This is a genomic window from Pseudomonas sp. Tun-23181, assembly GCF_057415455.1.
The window spans coordinates 2,996,707-3,017,631 of sequence record NZ_CM171630.1 but is presented as its reverse complement, the minus strand read 5'-3'; the positions used below and the strand labels follow the sequence as shown (position 1 = coordinate 3,017,631).

Below are 20,925 nucleotides of genomic sequence, written 5' to 3'. Positions count from 1 at the left end.
CCTTTTTCCGTTATTGGTGGCCGATCAGATCGGCCCCGATAACGAGCTGCAAACACCCACGAGGGTGGCGCAAACCATGGGGTTTGCACGATTTTCTGGCTGCTCCCGCCGGGAGAAGCCAAACAAGCAGGTGACCAAGCTGGGGAACGCTGATGGCTTACTCATACACTGAGAAAAAACGTATCCGCAAGGACTTTAGCAAGTTGCCGGACGTCATGGATGTGCCTTACCTCCTGGCCATCCAGCTGGATTCGTACCGCGAATTCCTGCAGGCGGGAGCATCCAAGGATCAGTTCCGCGACGTCGGCCTGCACGCGGCCTTCAAATCGGTATTCCCGATCATCAGCTACTCCGGCAATGCTGCCCTGGAGTACGTCGGCTATCGCCTGGGCGAGCCGGCCTTCGATGTGAAGGAATGTGTCCTTCGTGGCGTGACGTTCGCCGTCCCGCTGCGGGTGAAGGTGCGCCTGATCATCTTCGACAAGGAGTCGTCGAACAAAGCGATCAAGGACATCAAAGAGCAAGAAGTCTACATGGGTGAAATCCCCCTGATGACTGAGAACGGTACCTTCGTTATCAACGGTACCGAGCGTGTGATCGTTTCCCAGCTGCACCGTTCGCCTGGTGTGTTCTTCGACCACGACCGTGGCAAGACCCACAGCTCCGGCAAGCTGCTGTACTCCGCTCGCATCATTCCTTACCGCGGTTCCTGGCTGGACTTCGAGTTCGATCCGAAGGACTGCGTGTTCGTGCGTATCGACCGTCGCCGCAAGCTGCCGGCCTCGGTACTGCTGCGCGCCCTGGGCTACAGCACCGAAGAAATCCTGAACACCTTCTACACCACCAACGTGTTCCACGTTTCCGGTGAGAAGTTGAGCCTGGAGCTGGTGCCGCAGCGTCTGCGTGGCGAAGTCGCGGTCATGGACATCCATGACGGCAACGGCAAGATCATCGTCGAGCAAGGCCGCCGTATCACCGCGCGCCACATCAACCAGTTGGAGAAAGCTGGCGTCAAGGAGCTGGACGTCCCGCTGGAATACGTACTGGGCCGCACCACCGCCAAGGCCATCGTGCATCCGGCCACCGGCGAGATCCTGGCCGAGTGCAACACCGAGATGACCACCGAGCTGATGATCAAGATCGCCAAGGCTCAGGTCGTCCGCATCGAAACCCTGTACACCAACGACATCGATTGCGGTCCGTTCATTTCGGATACCCTGAAGATCGACACCACCAGCAACCAACTGGAAGCCCTGGTCGAGATCTACCGCATGATGCGTCCGGGCGAGCCGCCAACCAAGGATGCCGCCGAGACCCTGTTCAACAACCTGTTCTTCAGCGCCGAGCGTTACGACCTGTCCGCCGTTGGCCGCATGAAGTTCAACCGTCGTATCGGTCGCACCGAGATCGAAGGTTCTGGCGTGCTGAGCCGGGAAGACATCGTCGACGTGCTCAAGACCCTGGTCGACATCCGTAACGGCAAGGGTATCGTCGATGACATCGACCACCTGGGCAACCGTCGCGTCCGTTGCGTCGGCGAAATGGCCGAGAACCAGTTCCGTGTTGGCCTGGTGCGCGTCGAGCGCGCGGTCAAGGAACGCCTGTCGATGGCCGAAAGCGAAGGCCTGATGCCACAGGACCTGATCAACGCCAAGCCGGTTGCGGCGGCGGTGAAAGAGTTCTTCGGTTCCAGCCAGCTGTCCCAGTTCATGGACCAGAACAACCCGCTTTCCGAGATCACCCACAAGCGCCGCGTCTCCGCGCTCGGCCCAGGTGGTCTGACCCGTGAGCGCGCTGGCTTCGAAGTCCGTGACGTACACCCGACCCACTACGGCCGCGTGTGCCCGATCGAAACGCCTGAAGGTCCGAACATCGGTCTGATCAACTCCCTGGCGGCCTATGCCCGCACCAACCAGTACGGCTTCCTGGAAAGCCCGTACCGCGTGGTGAAGGAAGGCGTCGTCACCGACGAGATCGTGTTCCTGTCGGCGATCGAAGAGGCTGACCACGTCATTGCCCAGGCTTCGGCCGCGATGAACGAGCAGAAGCAACTGATCGACGAACTGGTTGCCGTCCGTCACCTGAACGAATTCACCGTCAAGGCGCCGGAAGACGTCACCCTGATGGACGTTTCGCCGAAGCAGGTCGTTTCCGTCGCTGCCTCGCTGATCCCGTTCCTCGAGCACGACGACGCCAACCGTGCACTGATGGGTTCGAACATGCAGCGTCAGGCCGTGCCGACTCTGCGTGCTGACAAGCCGCTGGTCGGTACCGGCATGGAGCGCAACGTCGCCCGTGACTCCGGTGTCTGCGTCGTGGCCCGCCGTGGTGGCGTGATCGACTCGGTCGACGCCAGCCGTATCGTCGTGCGCGTTGCCGATGACGAGGTCGAGACCGGCGAAGCGGGTGTCGACATCTACAACCTGACCAAGTACACCCGTTCGAACCAGAACACCTGCATCAACCAGCGTCCGCTGGTCAGCAAGGGTGATGTGGTCCAGCGCGGCGACATCATGGCCGACGGTCCGTCCACCGACATGGGTGAGCTGGCCCTGGGCCAGAACATGCGCATCGCGTTCATGGCGTGGAACGGCTTCAACTTCGAGGACTCCATCTGCCTGTCGGAACGTGTGGTCCAGGAAGATCGCTTCACCACCATCCACATCCAGGAACTGACCTGTGTGGCCCGCGACACCAAGCTCGGCCCAGAGGAAATCACTGCGGATATCCCGAATGTCGGTGAAGCGGCGCTGAACAAGCTGGACGAAGCCGGTATCGTCTACGTGGGTGCCGAAGTCGGCGCTGGCGACATCCTGGTCGGCAAGGTCACGCCAAAAGGCGAGACCCAGCTGACGCCGGAAGAGAAACTGCTGCGCGCGATCTTCGGTGAGAAGGCCAGCGACGTGAAGGACACCTCCCTGCGTGTGCCGACCGGCACCAAGGGTACCGTCATCGACGTCCAGGTCTTCACTCGCGATGGCGTCGAGCGTGACAGTCGCGCCCTGGCCATCGAGAAGATGCAGTTGGACGAGATCCGCAAGGACCTCAACGAAGAGTTCCGCATCGTCGAAGGCGCAACCTTCGAGCGTCTGCGTGCAGCCCTGAACGGCCAGGTGGTCGACGGTGGCGCGGGCCTGAAGAAGGGCACCGTGATCACTGACGAAGTGCTGGACGGCCTGGAGCACGGCCAGTGGTTCAAGCTGCGCATGGCCGAAGACGCCCTGAACGAGCAGCTGGAGAAGGCCCAGGCCTACATCGTCGACCGTCGTCGTCTGCTGGACGACAAGTTCGAGGACAAGAAGCGCAAGCTGCAGCAGGGCGATGACCTGGCACCGGGCGTCCTGAAGATCGTCAAGGTCTACCTGGCTATCCGCCGTCGCATCCAGCCGGGTGACAAGATGGCTGGTCGTCACGGTAACAAGGGTGTGGTCTCGGTGATCATGCCGGTCGAGGACATGCCGCATGATGCCAATGGCACTCCGGTCGACGTGGTCCTCAACCCGCTGGGCGTACCTTCGCGTATGAACGTCGGTCAGATCCTCGAAACCCACCTGGGCCTCGCGGCCAAGGGCCTGGGCGAGAAGATCAACCGCATGCTCGAAGAGCAGCGCAAGGCCGCGGAGCTGCGTGGCTTCCTGACCGAGATCTACAACGAGATCGGTGGCCGCCAGGAAAACCTGGACGAGTTCAGCGACCAGGAGATCCTGGAACTGGCGAACAACCTGAAGAAGGGCGTGCCGATGGCTACCCCGGTCTTCGATGGTGCCAAGGAGCGCGAGATCAAGGCCATGCTGAAGCTGGCCGACATGCCTGAGAGCGGCCAGATGGAGCTGTTCGACGGTCGCACCGGCAACAAGTTCGAGCGTCCTGTGACCGTGGGTTACATGTACATGCTCAAGCTGAACCACTTGGTGGACGACAAGATGCACGCGCGTTCCACTGGTTCCTACAGCCTGGTTACCCAGCAACCGCTGGGTGGTAAGGCGCAGTTCGGTGGTCAGCGTTTCGGGGAGATGGAAGTGTGGGCGCTGGAAGCATATGGCGCGGCATACACCCTGCAAGAAATGCTCACAGTGAAGTCGGACGACGTGAACGGCCGTACCAAGATGTACAAGAACATCGTGGATGGCGATCACCGTATGGAGCCGGGCATGCCCGAGTCCTTCAACGTGTTGATCAAAGAGATCCGTTCGCTCGGTATCGATATCGATCTGGAAACCGAATAACACGTGACGCGAAGGGGGGCGGGGCTGCTAGAGCCCGCTCCCTGCTCCGCCAGGAGGAAAGGCCTTGAAAGACCTACTGAATTTGCTGAAAAACCAGGGTCAAGTCGAAGAGTTCGACGCTATCCGCATCGGTCTGGCGTCGCCTGAGATGATCCGTTCGTGGTCGTTCGGTGAAGTTAAGAAGCCGGAAACCATCAACTACCGTACGTTCAAACCTGAGCGCGACGGCCTGTTCTGCGCCAAGATCTTTGGCCCAGTCAAGGACTACGAGTGCCTGTGCGGCAAGTACAAGCGCCTCAAGCACCGCGGCGTGATCTGCGAGAAGTGCGGCGTCGAAGTCGCCCTGGCCAAGGTTCGTCGTGAGCGCATGGCGCACATCGAGCTGGCCTCGCCGGTTGCCCACATCTGGTTCCTGAAGTCGCTGCCGTCCCGTATCGGCCTGCTGATGGACATGACCCTGCGTGACATCGAACGCGTGCTCTACTTCGAGAGCTACGTCGTGATCGATCCGGGCATGACCACCCTGGAGAAGGGCCAGCTGCTGAACGACGAGCAGTACTTCGAAGCGCTGGAAGAGTTCGGTGACGACTTCGACGCCCGCATGGGTGCCGAGGCTGTCCGCGAGCTGCTGCACGCCATCGACCTGGAGCACGAGATCGGCCGCCTGCGCGAAGAGATTCCGCAGACCAACTCGGAAACCAAGATCAAGAAGCTGTCCAAGCGCCTGAAGCTGATGGAAGCGTTCCAGGGTTCGGGCAACCTGCCCGAGTGGATGGTCCTGACCGTCCTGCCGGTGCTGCCGCCGGACCTGCGCCCGCTGGTGCCGCTGGATGGCGGTCGTTTCGCGACCTCCGACCTGAACGACCTGTATCGTCGGGTGATCAACCGTAACAACCGTCTGAAGCGCCTGCTCGACCTGTCGGCGCCGGACATCATCGTGCGCAACGAAAAGCGCATGCTGCAGGAAGCGGTCGACGCCCTGCTGGACAACGGCCGTCGCGGTCGCGCCATCACCGGCTCGAACAAGCGTCCGCTGAAGTCCCTGGCCGACATGATCAAAGGTAAGCAGGGTCGTTTCCGTCAGAACCTGCTCGGTAAGCGTGTGGACTACTCCGGCCGTTCGGTAATTACCGTAGGCCCGACCCTGCGCCTGCATCAGTGCGGCCTGCCGAAGAAGATGGCTCTGGAGCTGTTCAAGCCGTTCATTTTCGGCAAGCTGGAAATGCGTGGCCTGGCGACCACCATCAAGGCCGCCAAGAAGATGGTCGAGCGCGAGCTGCCGGAGGTCTGGGACGTTCTCGCCGAGGTGATCCGCGAACACCCCGTCCTGCTCAACCGTGCACCGACCCTGCACCGTCTGGGTATCCAGGCGTTCGAGCCGGTGCTCATCGAAGGCAAGGCGATCCAGCTGCACCCGCTGGTCTGTGCCGCGTACAACGCCGACTTCGACGGTGACCAGATGGCCGTTCACGTGCCGCTGACCCTGGAAGCCCAGCTCGAAGCGCGTGCGCTGATGATGTCGACCAACAACATCCTGTCGCCTGCCAACGGTGAGCCGATCATCGTGCCGTCCCAGGACGTGGTCCTGGGTCTGTACTACATGACCCGTGAAGCCGTGAATGCAAAAGGCGAAGGCCGTGTGTTCGCCGACCTGCAGGAAGTCGACCGCGTATTCCGCGCCGGCGAGGCCGCCCTGCACGCCAAGATCAAGGTCCGTATCAACGAGACCGTGAAAGAGCGTGATGGCAGTGTTGTCCATAACACCCGCATCGTCGACACCACTGTCGGCCGTGCGCTGCTGTTCCAGGTTGTCCCGGCGGGCCTGCCGTTCGACGTGGTCAACCAGCCGATGAAGAAGAAGGCGATCTCCAAGCTGATCAACCAGTGCTATCGCGTGGTGGGTCTGAAGGAAACCGTCATCTTCGCTGACCAACTGATGTACACCGGTTTTGCCTACTCGACCATTTCCGGCGTGTCCATCGGTGTGAACGACTTCGTCATCCCGGATGAGAAGGCGCGCATCATCGGTACCGCCACCGAGGAAGTGAAGGAGATCGAGAGCCAGTACGCTTCCGGCCTGGTAACCCAGGGCGAGAAGTACAACAAGGTGATCGACCTGTGGTCCAAGGCCAACGACGAAGTGTCCAAGGCGATGATGGCCAACCTCTCGAAAGAGAAGGTCATCGACCGCGAGGGCAAGGAAGTCGAGCAGGAGTCCTTCAACTCCATGTACATGATGGCGGACTCCGGTGCGCGGGGTTCCGCGGCCCAGATCCGTCAGCTGGCCGGTATGCGTGGCCTGATGGCCAAGCCGGACGGCTCGATCATCGAGACCCCGATCACCGCGAACTTCCGTGAAGGCCTGAGCGTTCTGCAGTACTTCATCTCGACCCACGGTGCTCGTAAGGGGCTGGCGGATACCGCGCTGAAGACCGCGAACTCCGGTTACCTGACCCGTCGTCTGGTCGACGTGGCCCAGGACCTGGTGGTGACCGAGATCGACTGCGGCACCGACCAAGGCCTGGTCATGACCCCGCACATCGAAGGCGGCGACGTGGTCGAGCCGCTGGGCGAGCGCGTACTGGGCCGTGTGGTTGCCCGCGACGTGTTCAAGCCTGGCACCGACGATGTCATCGTTCCGGCCGGTACCCTGGTCGACGAGAAGTGGGTCGAGTTCATCGAGCTGAACAGCATCGACGAAGTGGTCGTGCGTTCGCCGATCAGCTGCGAAACCCGCTACGGCATCTGCGCCAAGTGCTACGGTCGCGACCTGGCTCGCGGTCACCAGGTGAACATCGGTGAGGCTGTCGGCGTCATCGCCGCCCAGTCGATCGGTGAGCCGGGTACCCAGCTGACCATGCGTACCTTCCACATCGGTGGTGCCGCGAGCCGTACCTCGGCCGCTGACAGCGTCCAGGTGAAGAACGGCGGTATGGTCCGTCTGCACAACCTCAAGCAGGTCGAGCGCGCCGATGGCAACCTGGTTGCCGTATCGCGTTCCGGCGAGCTGGCCATTGCCGACGAATTCGGCCGCGAGCGCGAGCGCTACAAGCTGCCATACGGTGCGGTGATTTCGGTCAAGGAAGGCGAGAAGGTCGAAGCTGGCGCCATCGTCGCCAAGTGGGACCCGCACACCCACCCGATCGTCACCGAGCTGAAAGGTACCGTGACCTTCGTGGGCATGGAGGAAGGCATCACCATCAAGCGTCAGACCGACGAACTGACCGGCCTGACCAACATCGAGGTGATGGACGTCAAGGATCGTCCGGCCGCAGGCAAGGAAATCCGTCCTGCGATCAAGATGGTCGACGCCAATGGCAAGGACCTGTACCTGCCAGGCACCGACGTGCCTGCCCAGTACTTCCTGCCGGCCAACGCGCTGGTGGGCGTGGCTGACGGTGCGCAGATCGGTGTCGGCGACGTCATCGCGCGTATCCCGCAGGAAACCTCGAAGACCCGCGACATCACCGGTGGTCTGCCACGCGTTGCCGACCTGTTCGAAGCGCGCCGTCCGAAGGAGGCTTCGATCCTGGCGGAGGTCAGCGGCACCATCGCGTTCGGCAAGGAGACCAAGGGCAAGCGTCGTCTGGTCATCACCCCGAACGATGGCAGCGATCCGTACGAGGAGCTGATTCCGAAGTGGCGCCACCTGAACGTCTTCGAAGGCGAACAGGTCAACCGCGGCGAAGTCATCTCCGACGGTCCGAGCGATCCGCACGACATCCTGCGCCTGCTGGGTGTGAGCGCGCTGGCCAAGTACATCGTCAACGAGATCCAGGACGTCTACCGCCTGCAAGGCGTGAAGATCAACGACAAGCACATCGAGACCATCCTGCGTCAGATGCTGCGTAAGGTCGAAGTCACCGAGGCCGGCGACTCGAGCTTCATCAAGGGCGACCAGGTCGAGCTGACCCAGGTGCTGGTGGAGAACGAGCGCCTGGCTACCGAGGACAAGTTCCCGGCCAAGTTCGGTCGCGTCCTGCTGGGTATCACCAAGGCCTCGTTGTCGACCGAGTCGTTCATCTCCGCGGCGTCCTTCCAGGAAACCACCCGCGTGCTGACCGAAGCGGCGGTAACCGGCAAGCGCGACTACCTGCGCGGCCTGAAGGAGAACGTGGTCGTGGGTCGTCTGATCCCGGCCGGTACCGGCCTGGCCTATCACAGCGAGCGCAAGCGTCGCCGTGATGCCGACAAGCCGCTGCGCGTGAGTGCCAGTGAGGTGGAAGCCGCACTGACCGAAGCGCTGAACTCCAGCGGCAACTGAGTACAGGGCAGGGCCCCGGCACATCCTCGTGGTCATCGGTGACATGAATTGTTGCCGATGACCGGGCGGGGAGGGCCGGGGCCTCGTCTTGACTGGGTGCAAGATCCTCTTTAGACTTTTGTACCCTTAAATTTGGTGAGGCTCTGTCTCGCCAATTTTTGGCTTTTCTTGCAAGACAATAGCGTCGCAAGACAATCAGTGGAGCTAGTAGATGGCAACTATCAACCAGCTGGTACGTCAGCCGCGTAAGCGTATCGTCGATAAATCCGACGTTCCTGCGCTGCAGAACTGCCCGCAACGTCGTGGTGTGTGCACTCGCGTGTACACCACTACGCCGAAAAAACCTAACTCGGCACTGCGTAAAGTATGCCGTGTGCGTCTGACCAACGGTTTCGAGGTTTCCTCGTACATCGGCGGTGAAGGCCACAACCTGCAAGAGCACAGCGTTGTTCTGATCCGTGGCGGTCGTGTAAAGGACTTGCCAGGTGTTCGTTACCACACCGTGCGCGGTTCGCTGGATACCTCCGGCGTCAAAGACCGTAAGCAGGGCCGTTCGAAGTACGGTACCAAGCGTCCGAAGTAAGGCCGCTTGCACCTTTTTATCTATTTGAGTCGATAAGAGTAAGGTCGGGTGCGGCATCGCCGTCAGTCCCGAGCTAACCTGAAGACCGTTTGAGGGCTTATCAATGCCAAGACGTCGTGTAGCAGCCAAGCGTGAGATCCTGGACGATCCGAAATACGGAAGCCAGATCCTCGCCAAGTTCATGAACCACGTGATGGAAAGCGGCAAGAAGGCCGTAGCCGAGCGCATCGTTTACGGTGCCCTGGATACCGTCAAAGCACGCAAGAACAGCGATCCCCTGGAAATCTTCGAGAAAGCTCTCGACGCCATCGCTCCGCTGGTCGAAGTAAAGTCCCGCCGTGTCGGCGGTGCCACTTACCAGGTTCCGGTCGAAGTTCGCCCATCCCGTCGTAACGCGCTGGCAATGCGCTGGCTGGTAGATTACGCCCGCAAGCGCGGCGAGAAGTCCATGGCGCTGCGCCTGGCTGGCGAGCTGCTGGATGCCGCTGAAGGCAAAGGTGCTGCAGTCAAGAAGCGTGAAGACGTACACCGTATGGCCGAAGCCAACAAGGCTTTCTCGCACTACCGCTTCTAATTCAGGCATCAATCTTTTTGCGAGGGCTTTATGGCTCGTACTACAGCAATTAACCGCTACCGTAACATCGGTATCTGTGCCCACGTTGACGCGGGCAAGACTACCACTACCGAGCGGATCCTGTTCTACACAGGCCTGAGCCACAAGATGGGCGAGGTGCATGACGGCGCCGCGACCACCGACTGGATGGTTCAGGAGCAGGAGCGCGGTATCACCATTACCTCCGCTGCTGTCACCACCTTCTGGAAAGGTTCTCGTGGTCAGTACGACAACTACCGCGTAAACGTCATCGATACCCCCGGCCACGTTGACTTCACCATCGAAGTAGAGCGTTCGCTGCGCGTACTCGACGGCGCGGTCGTCGTGTTCTGCGGTACCTCCGGCGTTGAGCCGCAGTCCGAAACCGTATGGCGTCAGGCCAACAAGTACGGCGTTCCACGTGTTGTCTACGTGAACAAGATGGACCGCGCCGGCGCCAACTTCCTGCGCGTTGTCGGTCAGATCAAGAACCGCCTGGGTCACACCCCGGTCCCGATCCAGCTGGCTATCGGTGCCGAGGACAACTTCCAGGGTCAGGTCGACCTGATCAAGATGAAAGCCATCTACTGGAACGATGACGACAAGGGCACCACCTATCGCGAGGAAGAAATTCCTGCCGATATGCTGGAGCTGGCTGAAGAGTGGCGTGCCAACATGGTCGAGTCCGCTGCCGAGGCCAACGAAGAGCTGATGAACAAGTACCTTGAAGAAGGTGACCTGTCCGTCGAAGACATCAAGGCTGGTCTGCGCGCCCGTACCCTGGCAAGCGAGATCGTTCCTGCCGTCTGCGGCTCCTCGTTCAAGAACAAGGGTGTTCCCCTGGTTCTCGACGCCGTCATCGACTTCCTGCCTGCTCCGACCGAGATCCCTGCAATCCAGGGTATCCACCCGGACCACATCGAAGACGAGAACGCTCCGAAAGACGAGCGTCGTGCCGACGACAACGAGCCGTTCTCGGCTCTGGCGTTCAAGATTGCTACCGACCCGTTCGTCGGTACCCTGACCTTCGTTCGCGTCTACTCGGGCGTCCTGAACTCCGGTGACTCCGTCATCAACTCGGTCAAGGGCAAGAAAGAGCGCGTTGGTCGTATGGTGCAGATGCACGCCAACCAGCGTGAAGAGATCAAGGAAGTGCGCGCTGGCGACATCGCGGCCCTGATCGGCATGAAGGACGTCACCACCGGTGAAACCCTGTGCGACGCCGACAAGCCAATCATCCTCGAGCGCATGGACTTCCCGGAGCCGGTCATCTCGGTAGCCGTTGAGCCGAAGACCAAGGCTGACCAGGAGAAGATGGGCATCGCCCTGAGCAAGCTGGCCCAGGAAGACCCGTCGTTCCGCGTCAAGACTGACGAAGAAACCGGTCAGACCATCATCTCCGGTATGGGTGAGCTGCACCTGGACATCATCGTCGACCGCATGAAGCGCGAGTTCAACGTTGAGGCCAACATCGGCAAGCCGCAGGTTTCCTACCGTGAAACCATCACCAAGGACAACGTCGAGATCGAAGGCAAGTTCGTTCGTCAGTCCGGTGGTCGCGGTCAGTTCGGTCACTGCTGGGTTCGCTTCTCGCAGCCTGATGCCGACGAAAAGGGCAACATCACCGAAGGTCTGGTCTTCACCAACGAAGTCGTGGGTGGTGTGGTTCCGAAGGAATACATCCCAGCGATCCAGAAGGGTATCGAAGAGCAGATGAAGAACGGCGTTGTCGCCGGCTATCCGCTGATCGGTCTGAAGGCTACCGTGTTTGACGGTTCCTACCACGACGTCGACTCCAACGAGATGGCGTTCAAGATCGCTGCCTCCATGGCGACCAAGCAACTGGCCCAGAAGGGCGGTGGTAAGGTGCTTGAGCCGATCATGAAGGTGGAAGTGGTGACCCCTGAAGACTACATGGGTGACGTGATGGGTGACCTGAACCGTCGTCGTGGTCTGATCCAGGGTATGGAAGACTCGGTCTCCGGCAAGGTTATCCGTGCTGAAGTTCCGCTCGGAGAGATGTTCGGTTATGCAACCGACGTTCGTTCCATGTCTCAGGGTCGCGCGAGCTACTCCATGGAATTCTCCAAATACGCCGAAGCTCCGTCGAACATCGTCGAAGCGCTCGTTAAAAAACAAGGCTAATCCAGCCCTTTAGGCAAGAGGTTCACTGTCGTGGCTAAAGAAAAATTTGAACGTAACAAACCGCACGTCAACGTTGGCACCATCGGTCACGTTGACCACGGTAAAACCACTCTGACCGCAGCTCTGACCCGCGTCTGCTCCGAAGTCTTCGGTTCGGCCAAGGTCGACTTCGACAAGATCGACTCCGCTCCGGAAGAGAAAGCTCGCGGTATCACCATCAACACCGCTCACGTAGAGTACGACTCCAACATTCGTCACTACGCGCACGTTGACTGCCCGGGCCACGCCGACTACGTCAAGAACATGATCACCGGTGCTGCCCAGATGGACGGCGCTATCCTGGTCTGCTCGGCTGCCGATGGTCCGATGCCTCAGACTCGTGAGCACATCCTGCTGTCCCGTCAGGTTGGCGTTCCGTACATCGTTGTCTTCCTGAACAAGGCTGACATGGTTGACGACGCCGAGCTGCTGGAACTGGTCGAGATGGAAGTTCGCGACCTGCTGTCCACCTACGACTTCCCGGGTGACGACACCCCGATCATCATCGGTTCGGCCCTGATGGCGCTGAACGGCGAAGATACCAACGAAATGGGTACCACCGCCGTCAAGAAGCTGGTCGAAACCCTGGACAGCTACATTCCTGAGCCGGTTCGTGCCATCGACCTGCCGTTCCTGATGCCGATCGAAGACGTGTTCTCGATCTCGGGTCGCGGTACCGTTGTAACTGGCCGTGTTGAGCGTGGCATCGTCCGCATCCAGGAAGAAGTCGAGATCGTCGGCCTGCGTCCGACCACCAAGACTACCTGCACCGGCGTTGAAATGTTCCGCAAGCTGCTGGACGAAGGCCGTGCTGGCGAGAACTGCGGCGTTCTGCTGCGTGGCACCAAGCGTGACGAAGTCGAGCGTGGTCAGGTTCTGGCCAAGCCGGGTTCGGTCAAGCCGCACACCAAGTTCACCGCAGAAGTCTACGTCCTGTCGAAGGAAGAAGGCGGCCGTCACACTCCGTTCTTCAAAGGCTACCGTCCTCAGTTCTACTTCCGTACCACTGACGTGACCGGTTCCTGCGAACTGCCGGAAGGCGTCGAGATGGTAATGCCAGGTGACAACATCCAGATGGAAGTCACCCTGATCAAGACCATCGCGATGGAAGAAGGTCTGCGTTTCGCCATCCGTGAAGGCGGTCGTACCGTCGGCGCCGGCGTCGTAGCCAAAATCATCGAGTAATCACTCGATCGGTTGAAAAAGCCCCCGCTCAGCGGGGGCTTTTTTTATTGGGTTGACACTATATAGGGGCGTCTATAGAATCACGCCTCCTTTTAACGGGCGTAGTGCGCCCGGTGGGAACAGCCTGGAGTCTGAAATCCAATGCAAAATCAGCAAATCCGCATCAGGTTGAAGGCATTCGACCATCGCCTGATCGACCAATCCACCCAGGAAATCGTGGAAACCGCGAAACGTACTGGTGCACAAGTGCGTGGTCCTATTCCACTGCCTACCCGCAAAGAGCGGTTCACCGTTCTGGTCTCCCCGCACGTCAACAAAGACGCGCGTGACCAGTACGAGATCCGTACTCACAAGCGTGTTCTGGACATCGTCCAGCCGACGGATAAAACCGTTGACGCGCTGATGAAGCTCGATCTCGCGGCCGGCGTGGAAGTACAGATCAGCCTCGGCTAAGACTTCGGTCTGGTCGTGTAACGCTCTGAAATGGGCGGCCATAGCGGGTGAAAGCCCCGTACACTCATGAGGTTTACAACATGACTATTGGTGTAGTCGGTCGTAAGTGCGGCATGACCCGCATTTTCACCGAAGAAGGTGTCTCCATTCCGGTCACGGTCATCGAGATCGAGCCGAATCGCGTCACCCAGTTCAAAACTGAAGAAACCGATGGCTACCGTGCAGTGCAAGTCACTGTCGGCGAGCGTCGTGCTTCGCGCGTGACTGCCGCTCAGGCTGGTCACTTCGCCAAAGCGAACGTTGCCGCTGGTCGCGGTGTCTGGGAGTTCCGTCTTGAAGAAGGCGAGTTCCAGGCTGGCGACTTGATCAAAGCTGAACTCTTCACTGCAGGCCAGCTGGTAGACGTTACGGGTCAGTCCAAGGGTAAAGGCTTCGCCGGTACCATCAAGCGCTGGAACTTCCGCGGCCAGGACAACACCCACGGTAACTCCGTATCGCACCGCGTCCCAGGCTCCATCGGCCAGTGCCAGACTCCTGGTCGTGTATTCAAGGGCAAGAAAATGTCCGGTCACATGGGCGCCGAGCGCGTGACTGTTCAGTCCCTGGAAGTGGTACGCGTAGACGCTGAGCGCAACCTGCTGCTGATCAAGGGTGCCGTTCCAGGCGCTACTGGCGGCGACGTGGTCGTGCGTCCGGCTGTCAAGGCTCGCGGTTAAGGGGAAACTGACATGCAACTTAATGTAAATGACGCTCAGGCGATCGAAGTTTCCGAACTGACTTTCGGTGGCGAATTCAACGAGACGCTGGTACACCAAGCAGTCGTGGCCTACATGGCCGGCGGCCGTCAGGGCACCAAGCAGCAGAAGACCCGTTCCGACGTGACCGGTGGCGGCAAGCGCCCGTGGCGTCAGAAAGGCACCGGCCGCGCTCGTGCCGGTACCACCCGTGGCCCGATCTGGCGCGGCGGTGGTGTCACCTTCGCAGCTCGTCCCCAGGATCACTCGCAGAAGCTCAACAAGAAGATGTACCGCGCAGCCCTGCGCTCCATCCTCTCCGAGCTGGTACGTAGCGAGCGTCTGGTCGTTGTCCAGGACTTCGCTGTCGAAGCGCCGAAGACCAAGGACCTGCTGAACAAGCTGAACGGCATGGGTCTGAACGACGTACTGATCGTTTCCGACGCCGTTGATCAGAACCTGTACCTGGCTGCTCGTAACCTGCCGCACGTCGACGTACGTGACGTCCAGGGTTCCGACCCGGTCAGTCTGATCGCATACGAGAAAGTGTTGATCACTGTCTCGGCCGTGAAGAAATTCGAGGAGCTGCTGGGATGAACCAGGAACGCGTATTTAAAGTCCTCCTTGGCCCGCACGTTTCCGAGAAGGCTACCGTTCTGGCTGAGAAAAAAGGCCAGTTCGTATTCAAGGTTGCTACCGACGCAACCAAGCTGGAAATCAAGAAAGCTGTCGAAGGCCTGTTCGGCGTCAAGGTCGAGAACGTGACCACCGTCAACGTTCTGGGCAAGACCAAGCGCACTGTACGTGGTCTGGGCAAGCGTAATGACTGGAAGAAGGCGATCGTCTCCCTTCAGCCAGGCCAAGATCTCGATTTCAGCAGCAGTGCTGAGTAAGGAAGGGGTGCATCATGGCAATCGTTAAATGCAAACCGACTTCCCCTGGCCGCCGTTTCGTGGTCAAGGTGGTCAACCAGGAGCTGCACAAAGGCGCTCCTCACGCACCGCTGATCGAGAAGAAATCGAAGTCTGGTGGTCGTAACAACAATGGCCGCATCACCACTCGTCACGTTGGTGGTGGTCATAAGCAGCACTACCGTCTGGTCGACTTCCGTCGCAACGACAAGGATGGCATCCCAGCCACCGTCGAGCGTATCGAATACGACCCGAACCGTACTGCTCACATCGCCCTGCTGTGCTACGCAGACGGCGAGCGTCGCTACATCATCGCGCCGAAGGGCGTGAGCGCTGGCGACCAGCTGATCGCAGGCGCCCTGGCTCCAATCAAGCCGGGCAACTCCCTGCAGCTGCGCAACATCCCAGTAGGTAGCACCGTTCACGGCATCGAACTGAAGCCGGGTAAAGGTGCTCAAATCGCTCGTTCCGCTGGTGCTTCGGCTCAGCTGATCGCTCGCGAAGGCGTCTACGTGACTCTGCGTCTGCGCTCTGGTGAGATGCGTAAAGTGCTGGCCGAGTGCCGTGCGACCCTGGGCGAAGTCTCGAACTCCGAGCACAGCCTGCGCTCGCTGGGTAAAGCTGGTGCCAAACGCTGGCGCGGCGTTCGCCCAACCGTTCGTGGCGTTGCCATGAACCCGGTTGACCACCCGCACGGTGGTGGTGAAGGTCGTACCTCCGGTGGTCGTCATCCGGTATCGCCATGGGGCTTCCCAACCAAGGGTGCGAAGACCCGTGGTAATAAGCGTACCGACAACATGATCGTCCGTCGTCGCAAGTAACTAGAGGGATACGACAGTGCCACGTTCTCTGAAAAAAGGTCCTTTTATCGATCTTCACCTTCTGAAGAAGATCGAAGTGGCGGTGGAGAAGAACGATCGCAAGCCAGTCAAAACCTGGTCGCGCCGTTCCATGATCCTGCCACAAATGGTCGGTCTGACCATCGCGGTACACAACGGTCGTCAGCATGTCCCCGTTCTCGTGAACGAAGACATGGTCGGCCACAAACTGGGCGAGTTCGCCGGTACCCGCACCTATCGCGGGCACGTGGCTGACAAGAAAGCCAAGCGTTAAGGGGTAAGGAAATGGAAGTAGCCGCTAAGTTGTCGGGCGCTCGAATCTCCGCCCAGAAAGCCCGCTTGGTCGCCGACCAGATCCGCGGGAAGAAGGTGGGCGACGCGCTCAACCTGTTGGCCTTCAGCAGCAAAAAAGCCGCTGAAATCATGAAGAAAGTCCTCGAGTCGGCCGTTGCCAACGCCGAGCATAACGAAGGCGCAGACGTTGATGACCTGAAGGTCAGCACCGTTTTCGTCAACGAAGGGCGTTCGCTGAAGCGCATCATGCCGCGTGCCAAAGGCCGCGCTGATCGCATCGTCAAGCGGTCTTGCCATATCACTGTCAAGGTTGCGGACAAGTAACGGAGTCGATCAGATGGGTCAGAAAGTACATCCCACTGGCATTCGCCTGGGAATCGTCAAGGAGCACACCTCCGTCTGGTATGCAGACGGCGCTACTTACGCAGATTACCTGCTCAAGGATCTGAAAACGCGTGAGTACCTCCAGGACAAACTAAAAAGCGCGTCCGTAAGCCGTATCGATATTCATCGTCCGGCTCAAACTGCACGCATCACCATCCACACCGCTCGTCCCGGTATCGTTATCGGCAAGAAAGGTGAGGACGTTGAGAAGCTGCGTCAGGACCTGACCAAGCAGATGGGTGTGCCTGTGCACATCAACATCGAAGAGATCCGCAAGCCGGAACTCGACGCCATGCTGGTTGCCCAGAGCGTAGCCCAGCAGCTGGAGCGCCGCGTAATGTTCCGTCGCGCCATGAAGCGCGCCGTGCAGAACGCCATGCGTATTGGTGCAAAGGGCATCAAGATCCAGGTGAGCGGTCGTCTCGGCGGTGCCGAGATTGCACGTACTGAATGGTATCGCGAAGGTCGTGTGCCACTGCACACCCTGCGTGCCGATATCGACTATGCCACCTACGAAGCCCACACCACCTACGGTGTGATCGGTGTCAAGGTTTGGATCTTCAAAGGCGAAGTTATTGGTGGTCGCCAGGAAGAGCTGAAGCCTCAAGCACCAGCGCCTCGTAAAAAAGCTGCTAAGTAAGGGGTACGCCAAATGTTGCAACCAAAGCGTACAAAATTCCGCAAGCAGATGACCGGCCACAACCGTGGTCTGGCCCTGCGCGGTAGCAAGGTCAGCTTCGGCGAATTCGCCCTGAAAGCTGTATCCCGCGGTCGTCTCACCGCCCGCCAGATCGAGTCGGCACGTCGTGCCCTGACCCGTCACGTAAAACGTGGCGGCAAGATCTGGATCCGTGTATTCCCGGACAAGCCGGTTACCAAGAAGCCTCTCGAAGTGCGTATGGGTAAAGGTAAGGGTTCCGTGGAGTACTGGGTTGCCCAGATCCAGCCAGGCAAAGTCCTGTACGAGATCGAGGGTGTTTCTGAAGAGCTGGCGCGCGAGGCTTTCGCCCTGGCTGCTGCAAAGCTGCCTCTCGCCACCTCCTTTGTTAAGCGGACGGTGATGTGATGAAAGCGAATGAACTTCGTGAAAAATCGGCACAGCAACTGAATGAGCAACTGCTCGGCTTGCTGCGCGACCAGTTCAATCTGCGCATGCAGAAGGCAACTGGCCAGTTGGGGCAGTCGCACCTGCTCTCGCAAGTTAAGCGTGACATCGCTCGCGTGAAAACTGTGCTCAACCAGCAGGCAGGTAAGTGATCATGGCTGAAGCTGAAAAAACCGTCCGTACGCTGACTGGCCGTGTCGTCAGCGACAAAATGGACAAGACCATCACCGTTCTGATCGAGCGTCGCGTCAAGCACCCGATCTACGGTAAATACGTTAAGCGTTCGACTAAGCTGCACGCGCACGACGAAAACAACCAGTGCCACATCGGCGACAAGGTTTCCATCCGTGAAACCCGTCCGCTGGCCAAGACCAAGTCCTGGGCACTGGTTGAAGTTCTCGAACGCGCTGTTGAAGTCTAAGGGCGAAGGGTCGGAGATATTTTATGATTCAGACTCAATCCATGCTCGATGTGGCCGATAACAGCGGCGCTCGTCGCGTCATGTGCATCAAGGTGCTCGGCGGTTCCCACCGCCGTTACGCCGGCATCGGTGACATCATCAAGGTGACCGTGAAGGAAGCGATTCCGCGCGGCAAGGTCAAGAAAGGCCAGGTGATGACCGCTGTCGTCGTCCGCACCAAGCACGGTGTTCGCCGCGCTGACGGTTCCATCATTCGTTTCGACGGCAACGCTGCTGTTCTGCTGAACAACAAGCAAGAGCCGATCGGCACTCGCATCTTCGGGCCAGTGACCCGTGAGCTTCGTTCCGAGAAGTTCATGAAGATCGTCTCGCTCGCCCCTGAAGTGCTGTAAGGAGATCCGACATGCAAAAGATTCGTCGTGACGACGAGATCATCGTGATCGCCGGCAAAGACAAGGGCAAGCGCGGTAAGGTGCTGAAGGTCCTCGCTGACGACCGTCTGGTCGTTGGCGGTGTCAACCTGGTCAAGCGTCATACCAAGCCTAACCCGATGGCAGGCGTCCAGGGCGGTATCGTCGAGAAAGAAGCGCCTCTGCACGCTTCCAACGTTGCCATCTTCAACAGTGAAACCAACAAGGCTGACCGCGTTGGCTTCAAAGTCGAAGACGGCAAGAAAATTCGTGTCTTCAAGTCGACCCAGAAAGCGGTTGATGCTTGAACACTGCTAGGTAGAAGACAATGGCACGACTGAAAGAGATTTACCGGAACGAAATCGCTCCCAAGCTTAAGGAAGAACTTAAGCTCGCGAACGTGATGGAAGTTCCGCGCGTTACCAAGATCACCCTGAACATGGGTCTGGGCGAAGCGATCGGTGACAAGAAAGTCATCGAGAACGCTGTTGCCGACCTGGAAAAGATCACCGGTCAGAAGCCGGTCGTGACTTTCGCTCGCAAGTCCATTGCGGGTTTCAAGGTTCGTGAAGGTTGGCCGATCGGCGTCAAGGTAACCCTGCGCCGCGACCGTATGTACGAATTCCTGGATCGTCTGCTGTCGATCTCCCTGCCTCGGGTCCGCGACTTCCGCGGCCTGAATGCCAAGTCCTTCGATGGTCGTGGCAACTACAGCATGGGTGTGAAAGAGCAGATCATCTTCCCGGAAATCGACTACGACAAGATCGATGCTCTGCGCGGTCTGGACATCACCCTGACCACCACTGCTCGTACGGATGAAGAAGGCCGCGCCCTGCTGCGTGCTTTCAAATTCCCGTTCCGCAACTGATTGGAGTAGGAAAATGGCCAAGAAGAGCATGAAAAACCGCGAGCTGAAGCGTCAGCTCACGGTAGCCAAGTACGCCAAGAAGCGTGCCGAGCTGAAAGCGATCATCGTCAACCAGGACGTCTCCCCCGAGGAGCGTTTCGCCGCCGTAGTCGCCCTGCAGAAGCAGCCGCGTGACGCCAGCGCCTCGCGCCTGCGCAACCGCTGCCGCCTGACCGGTCGTCCGCACGGTGTCTACCGTAAGTTCGGCCTGGGCCGTAACATGCTGCGCCAGGCTGCAATGCGCGGTGATGTTCCAGGTCTGGTCAAGGCCAGCTGGTAATCGCGGTTGGTGTGATCCCGGCGCAAGGGGAGCAATCTTCCGACCGCCGGTGACCTCGCAACGAAACAAGCCCCTATATGGGGCTTGTTTCGTTTCTGTCTTGTGTCTAGAATGACCGGCTCACCTGAGCCCGGGTTTTTTGCCCTGCCTGCTCGGGTGGTTGTGATAGCCGCAAGGCTAATATTTCTTGTATCAGGAGCATCTAGCCCATGAGTATGCAGGACCCGTTAGCGGACATGCTAACTCGCATCCGTAATGCCCAGATGGCTGAAAAGTCCGTCGTAAGCATGCCTTCCTCGAACCTGAAGGTAGCGGTAGCCAAAGTTCTGAAAGACGAAGGTTACATCGCTGGCTACCAGGTCAGCAGCGAAGTCAAACCCTCCCTGTCGATCGAGCTGAAGTACTTCGAAGGCCGTCCGGTCATCGAGGAACTGAAGCGCGCCAGCCGTCCAGGCCTGCGCCAGTACAAGTCCGTTGCAGACCTGCCGAAAGTTCGTGGCGGCCTGGGCGTGTCCATCGTCTCCACCAACAAGGGTGTGATGACTGATCGTGCTGCGCGTGCTGCCGGTGTTGGCGGCGAAGTTCTCTGCACAGTGTTCTAAGGGGGGATAAGCATGTCTCGCGTCGCTAAGAACCCCGTTAAGCTGCCAGCAGGCGTCGAAATCAAATTCGCCGGCCAGCAGCTTTCGGTGAAGGGTGCCAAGGGCACTCTCGAACTGAACGTTCACTCGTCTGTTGAAGTTATCGAAGAGTCTGGCGAACTGCGTTTCGCTGCTCGCAATGGTGACCAGCAAGCTCGCGCCATGGCCGGTACCACCCGTGCCCTGGTCAACAACATGGTCCAGGGCGTAAGCCAAGGCTTCGAGCGCAAGCTCCAGCTGGTCGGTGTTGGTTACAAGGCGCAGGCCAAGGGCAATGTCCTGAACCTGGCTCTGGGCTTCTCGCACCCCGTGGACTACGAACTGCCAGCCGGCATCACCGCTGAAACCCCCAGCCAGACCGACATCCTGATCAAGGGTATCGACAAGCAGCTGGTTGGTCAGGTGGCCGCTGAAATCCGCGACTTCCGTCCGCCAGAGCCTTACAAAGGCAAGGGTGTGCGTTACGCGGACGAAGTAGTCCGTCGTAAAGAAGCCAAGAAGAAGTAGGGCCT

Annotated in this window: 23 protein-coding genes; all 23 read left to right on the top strand. The window is 59.3% G+C overall.

The genetic code is table 11. The features are described 5' to 3' along the window. Positions 1 to 152 precede the first annotated feature (152 nt). The 23 genes from rpoB to rplF all read left to right on the top strand — a co-directional run bounded on the left by rpoB (position 153) and on the right by rplF (position 20,920). Positions 153 to 4,226, top strand: coding sequence for a DNA-directed RNA polymerase subunit beta (gene rpoB, locus ACDI39_RS14400; RefSeq protein ID WP_225790919.1), 4,074 nt, complete (start codon positions 153 to 155; stop codon positions 4,224 to 4,226). A 64-nt stretch (positions 4,227 to 4,290) separates the two neighbouring features. After that, on the top strand, positions 4,291 to 8,490 hold the full coding sequence (gene rpoC / locus ACDI39_RS14395; RefSeq protein WP_225790920.1) for a DNA-directed RNA polymerase subunit beta': 4,200 nt from the start codon (positions 4,291 to 4,293) through the stop codon (positions 8,488 to 8,490). Between the two features lie 211 nt (positions 8,491 to 8,701). Next, the gene (gene rpsL / locus ACDI39_RS14390; protein ID WP_058070022.1) at positions 8,702 to 9,073 is read left to right on the top strand and encodes a 30S ribosomal protein S12; all 372 of its coding nucleotides are present in this window, start codon (positions 8,702 to 8,704) and stop codon (positions 9,071 to 9,073) included. Between the two features lie 103 nt (positions 9,074 to 9,176). Further along, positions 9,177 to 9,647 (top strand): 30S ribosomal protein S7, encoded by a 471-nt coding sequence (gene rpsG, locus ACDI39_RS14385; RefSeq protein ID WP_003246741.1) that lies wholly within the window; start codon positions 9,177 to 9,179, stop codon positions 9,645 to 9,647. Between the two features lie 30 nt (positions 9,648 to 9,677). Next, positions 9,678 to 11,810 (top strand): elongation factor G, encoded by a 2,133-nt coding sequence (gene fusA / locus ACDI39_RS14380; RefSeq protein ID WP_225790921.1) that lies wholly within the window; start codon positions 9,678 to 9,680, stop codon positions 11,808 to 11,810. A gap of 30 nt (positions 11,811 to 11,840) precedes the next feature. Continuing rightward, the gene (gene tuf, locus ACDI39_RS14375; protein WP_253079911.1) at positions 11,841 to 13,034 is read left to right on the top strand and encodes an elongation factor Tu; all 1,194 of its coding nucleotides are present in this window, start codon (positions 11,841 to 11,843) and stop codon (positions 13,032 to 13,034) included. Positions 13,035 to 13,175: 141 nt separating this feature from the next. Then, on the top strand, positions 13,176 to 13,487 hold the full coding sequence (rpsJ, locus tag ACDI39_RS14370; protein WP_003186070.1) for a 30S ribosomal protein S10: 312 nt from the start codon (positions 13,176 to 13,178) through the stop codon (positions 13,485 to 13,487). 80 nt (positions 13,488 to 13,567) lie between these two features. After that, complete coding sequence (gene rplC, locus ACDI39_RS14365) at positions 13,568 to 14,203, top strand: 50S ribosomal protein L3 (RefSeq protein WP_225788820.1); 636 nt, start codon at positions 13,568 to 13,570, stop codon at positions 14,201 to 14,203. A 12-nt stretch (positions 14,204 to 14,215) separates the two neighbouring features. Beyond that, positions 14,216 to 14,818 carry a 50S ribosomal protein L4 gene (gene rplD, locus ACDI39_RS14360; protein WP_225788819.1) on the top strand — a complete coding sequence of 201 codons (603 nt, stop codon included), beginning with the start codon at positions 14,216 to 14,218 and terminating at the stop codon, positions 14,816 to 14,818. After that, positions 14,815 to 15,114: a 50S ribosomal protein L23 gene (gene rplW / locus ACDI39_RS14355; RefSeq protein WP_225788818.1), complete on the top strand. Its 300-nt coding sequence runs from the start codon at positions 14,815 to 14,817 to the stop codon at positions 15,112 to 15,114. The genes rplD and rplW overlap by 4 nt, the downstream gene beginning before the upstream one ends. Before the next feature lie 14 nt (positions 15,115 to 15,128). Beyond that, positions 15,129 to 15,953 (top strand): 50S ribosomal protein L2, encoded by an 825-nt coding sequence (gene rplB, locus ACDI39_RS14350; RefSeq protein ID WP_225788817.1) that lies wholly within the window; start codon positions 15,129 to 15,131, stop codon positions 15,951 to 15,953. A 16-nt stretch (positions 15,954 to 15,969) separates the two neighbouring features. Then, the gene (gene rpsS / locus ACDI39_RS14345) at positions 15,970 to 16,245 is read left to right on the top strand and encodes a 30S ribosomal protein S19 (RefSeq protein WP_010486981.1); all 276 of its coding nucleotides are present in this window, start codon (positions 15,970 to 15,972) and stop codon (positions 16,243 to 16,245) included. An 11-nt stretch (positions 16,246 to 16,256) separates the two neighbouring features. Beyond that, positions 16,257 to 16,589 carry a 50S ribosomal protein L22 gene (gene rplV, locus ACDI39_RS14340; protein ID WP_003304070.1) on the top strand — a complete coding sequence of 111 codons (333 nt, stop codon included), beginning with the start codon at positions 16,257 to 16,259 and terminating at the stop codon, positions 16,587 to 16,589. Between the two features lie 13 nt (positions 16,590 to 16,602). Then, positions 16,603 to 17,289: a 30S ribosomal protein S3 gene (gene rpsC, locus ACDI39_RS14335; protein WP_060392311.1), complete on the top strand. Its 687-nt coding sequence runs from the start codon at positions 16,603 to 16,605 to the stop codon at positions 17,287 to 17,289. Positions 17,290 to 17,301: 12 nt separating this feature from the next. Then, positions 17,302 to 17,715 (top strand): 50S ribosomal protein L16, encoded by a 414-nt coding sequence (gene rplP / locus ACDI39_RS14330; RefSeq protein WP_225788816.1) that lies wholly within the window; start codon positions 17,302 to 17,304, stop codon positions 17,713 to 17,715. Further along, a complete protein-coding gene (gene rpmC, locus ACDI39_RS14325; RefSeq protein ID WP_002555481.1) occupies positions 17,715 to 17,906 on the top strand; it encodes a 50S ribosomal protein L29 in 192 nt (63 codons plus the stop codon). Before rplP ends, rpmC begins: the two co-directional genes overlap by 1 nt. 2 nt (positions 17,907 to 17,908) lie before the next feature. Next, a complete protein-coding gene (gene rpsQ, locus ACDI39_RS14320; protein ID WP_031303185.1) occupies positions 17,909 to 18,175 on the top strand; it encodes a 30S ribosomal protein S17 in 267 nt (88 codons plus the stop codon). A gap of 23 nt (positions 18,176 to 18,198) precedes the next feature. Beyond that, positions 18,199 to 18,567 (top strand): 50S ribosomal protein L14, encoded by a 369-nt coding sequence (rplN, locus tag ACDI39_RS14315; RefSeq protein WP_225788815.1) that lies wholly within the window; start codon positions 18,199 to 18,201, stop codon positions 18,565 to 18,567. An 11-nt stretch (positions 18,568 to 18,578) separates the two neighbouring features. Further along, on the top strand, positions 18,579 to 18,893 hold the full coding sequence (gene rplX, locus ACDI39_RS14310) for a 50S ribosomal protein L24 (RefSeq protein WP_023382629.1): 315 nt from the start codon (positions 18,579 to 18,581) through the stop codon (positions 18,891 to 18,893). A 20-nt stretch (positions 18,894 to 18,913) separates the two neighbouring features. Beyond that, on the top strand, positions 18,914 to 19,453 hold the full coding sequence (gene rplE, locus ACDI39_RS14305; RefSeq protein WP_225788814.1) for a 50S ribosomal protein L5: 540 nt from the start codon (positions 18,914 to 18,916) through the stop codon (positions 19,451 to 19,453). Between the two features lie 13 nt (positions 19,454 to 19,466). Further along, the gene (rpsN, locus tag ACDI39_RS14300; protein WP_225788813.1) at positions 19,467 to 19,772 is read left to right on the top strand and encodes a 30S ribosomal protein S14; all 306 of its coding nucleotides are present in this window, start codon (positions 19,467 to 19,469) and stop codon (positions 19,770 to 19,772) included. A 209-nt stretch (positions 19,773 to 19,981) separates the two neighbouring features. Continuing rightward, positions 19,982 to 20,374 carry a 30S ribosomal protein S8 gene (gene rpsH, locus ACDI39_RS14295; RefSeq protein ID WP_225788812.1) on the top strand — a complete coding sequence of 131 codons (393 nt, stop codon included), beginning with the start codon at positions 19,982 to 19,984 and terminating at the stop codon, positions 20,372 to 20,374. A 12-nt stretch (positions 20,375 to 20,386) separates the two neighbouring features. Beyond that, the gene (gene rplF / locus ACDI39_RS14290) at positions 20,387 to 20,920 is read left to right on the top strand and encodes a 50S ribosomal protein L6 (RefSeq protein WP_225788811.1); all 534 of its coding nucleotides are present in this window, start codon (positions 20,387 to 20,389) and stop codon (positions 20,918 to 20,920) included. The last annotated feature ends 5 nt before the right edge of the window (positions 20,921 to 20,925 follow it).

Coding starts and splice junctions, on each gene's coding strand:
- rpoB (WP_225790919.1), top strand. CDS start 153: ATGGCTTACTCATACACTGAGAAAAAACGTATCCGCAAGGACTTTAGC.
- rpsL (WP_058070022.1), top strand. CDS start 8,702: ATGGCAACTATCAACCAGCTGGTACGTCAGCCGCGTAAGCGTATCGTC.
- rpsG (WP_003246741.1), top strand. CDS start 9,177: ATGCCAAGACGTCGTGTAGCAGCCAAGCGTGAGATCCTGGACGATCCG.
- fusA (WP_225790921.1), top strand. CDS start 9,678: ATGGCTCGTACTACAGCAATTAACCGCTACCGTAACATCGGTATCTGT.
- rpsJ (WP_003186070.1), top strand. CDS start 13,176: ATGCAAAATCAGCAAATCCGCATCAGGTTGAAGGCATTCGACCATCGC.
- rplC (WP_225788820.1), top strand. CDS start 13,568: ATGACTATTGGTGTAGTCGGTCGTAAGTGCGGCATGACCCGCATTTTC.
- rplD (WP_225788819.1), top strand. CDS start 14,216: ATGCAACTTAATGTAAATGACGCTCAGGCGATCGAAGTTTCCGAACTG.
- rplW (WP_225788818.1), top strand. CDS start 14,815: ATGAACCAGGAACGCGTATTTAAAGTCCTCCTTGGCCCGCACGTTTCC.
- rplB (WP_225788817.1), top strand. CDS start 15,129: ATGGCAATCGTTAAATGCAAACCGACTTCCCCTGGCCGCCGTTTCGTG.
- rplV (WP_003304070.1), top strand. CDS start 16,257: ATGGAAGTAGCCGCTAAGTTGTCGGGCGCTCGAATCTCCGCCCAGAAA.
- rpsC (WP_060392311.1), top strand. CDS start 16,603: ATGGGTCAGAAAGTACATCCCACTGGCATTCGCCTGGGAATCGTCAAG.
- rplP (WP_225788816.1), top strand. CDS start 17,302: ATGTTGCAACCAAAGCGTACAAAATTCCGCAAGCAGATGACCGGCCAC.
- rpmC (WP_002555481.1), top strand. CDS start 17,715: ATGAAAGCGAATGAACTTCGTGAAAAATCGGCACAGCAACTGAATGAG.
- rpsQ (WP_031303185.1), top strand. CDS start 17,909: ATGGCTGAAGCTGAAAAAACCGTCCGTACGCTGACTGGCCGTGTCGTC.
- rplN (WP_225788815.1), top strand. CDS start 18,199: ATGATTCAGACTCAATCCATGCTCGATGTGGCCGATAACAGCGGCGCT.
- rplX (WP_023382629.1), top strand. CDS start 18,579: ATGCAAAAGATTCGTCGTGACGACGAGATCATCGTGATCGCCGGCAAA.
- rplE (WP_225788814.1), top strand. CDS start 18,914: ATGGCACGACTGAAAGAGATTTACCGGAACGAAATCGCTCCCAAGCTT.
- rpsN (WP_225788813.1), top strand. CDS start 19,467: ATGGCCAAGAAGAGCATGAAAAACCGCGAGCTGAAGCGTCAGCTCACG.
- rpsH (WP_225788812.1), top strand. CDS start 19,982: ATGAGTATGCAGGACCCGTTAGCGGACATGCTAACTCGCATCCGTAAT.
- rplF (WP_225788811.1), top strand. CDS start 20,387: ATGTCTCGCGTCGCTAAGAACCCCGTTAAGCTGCCAGCAGGCGTCGAA.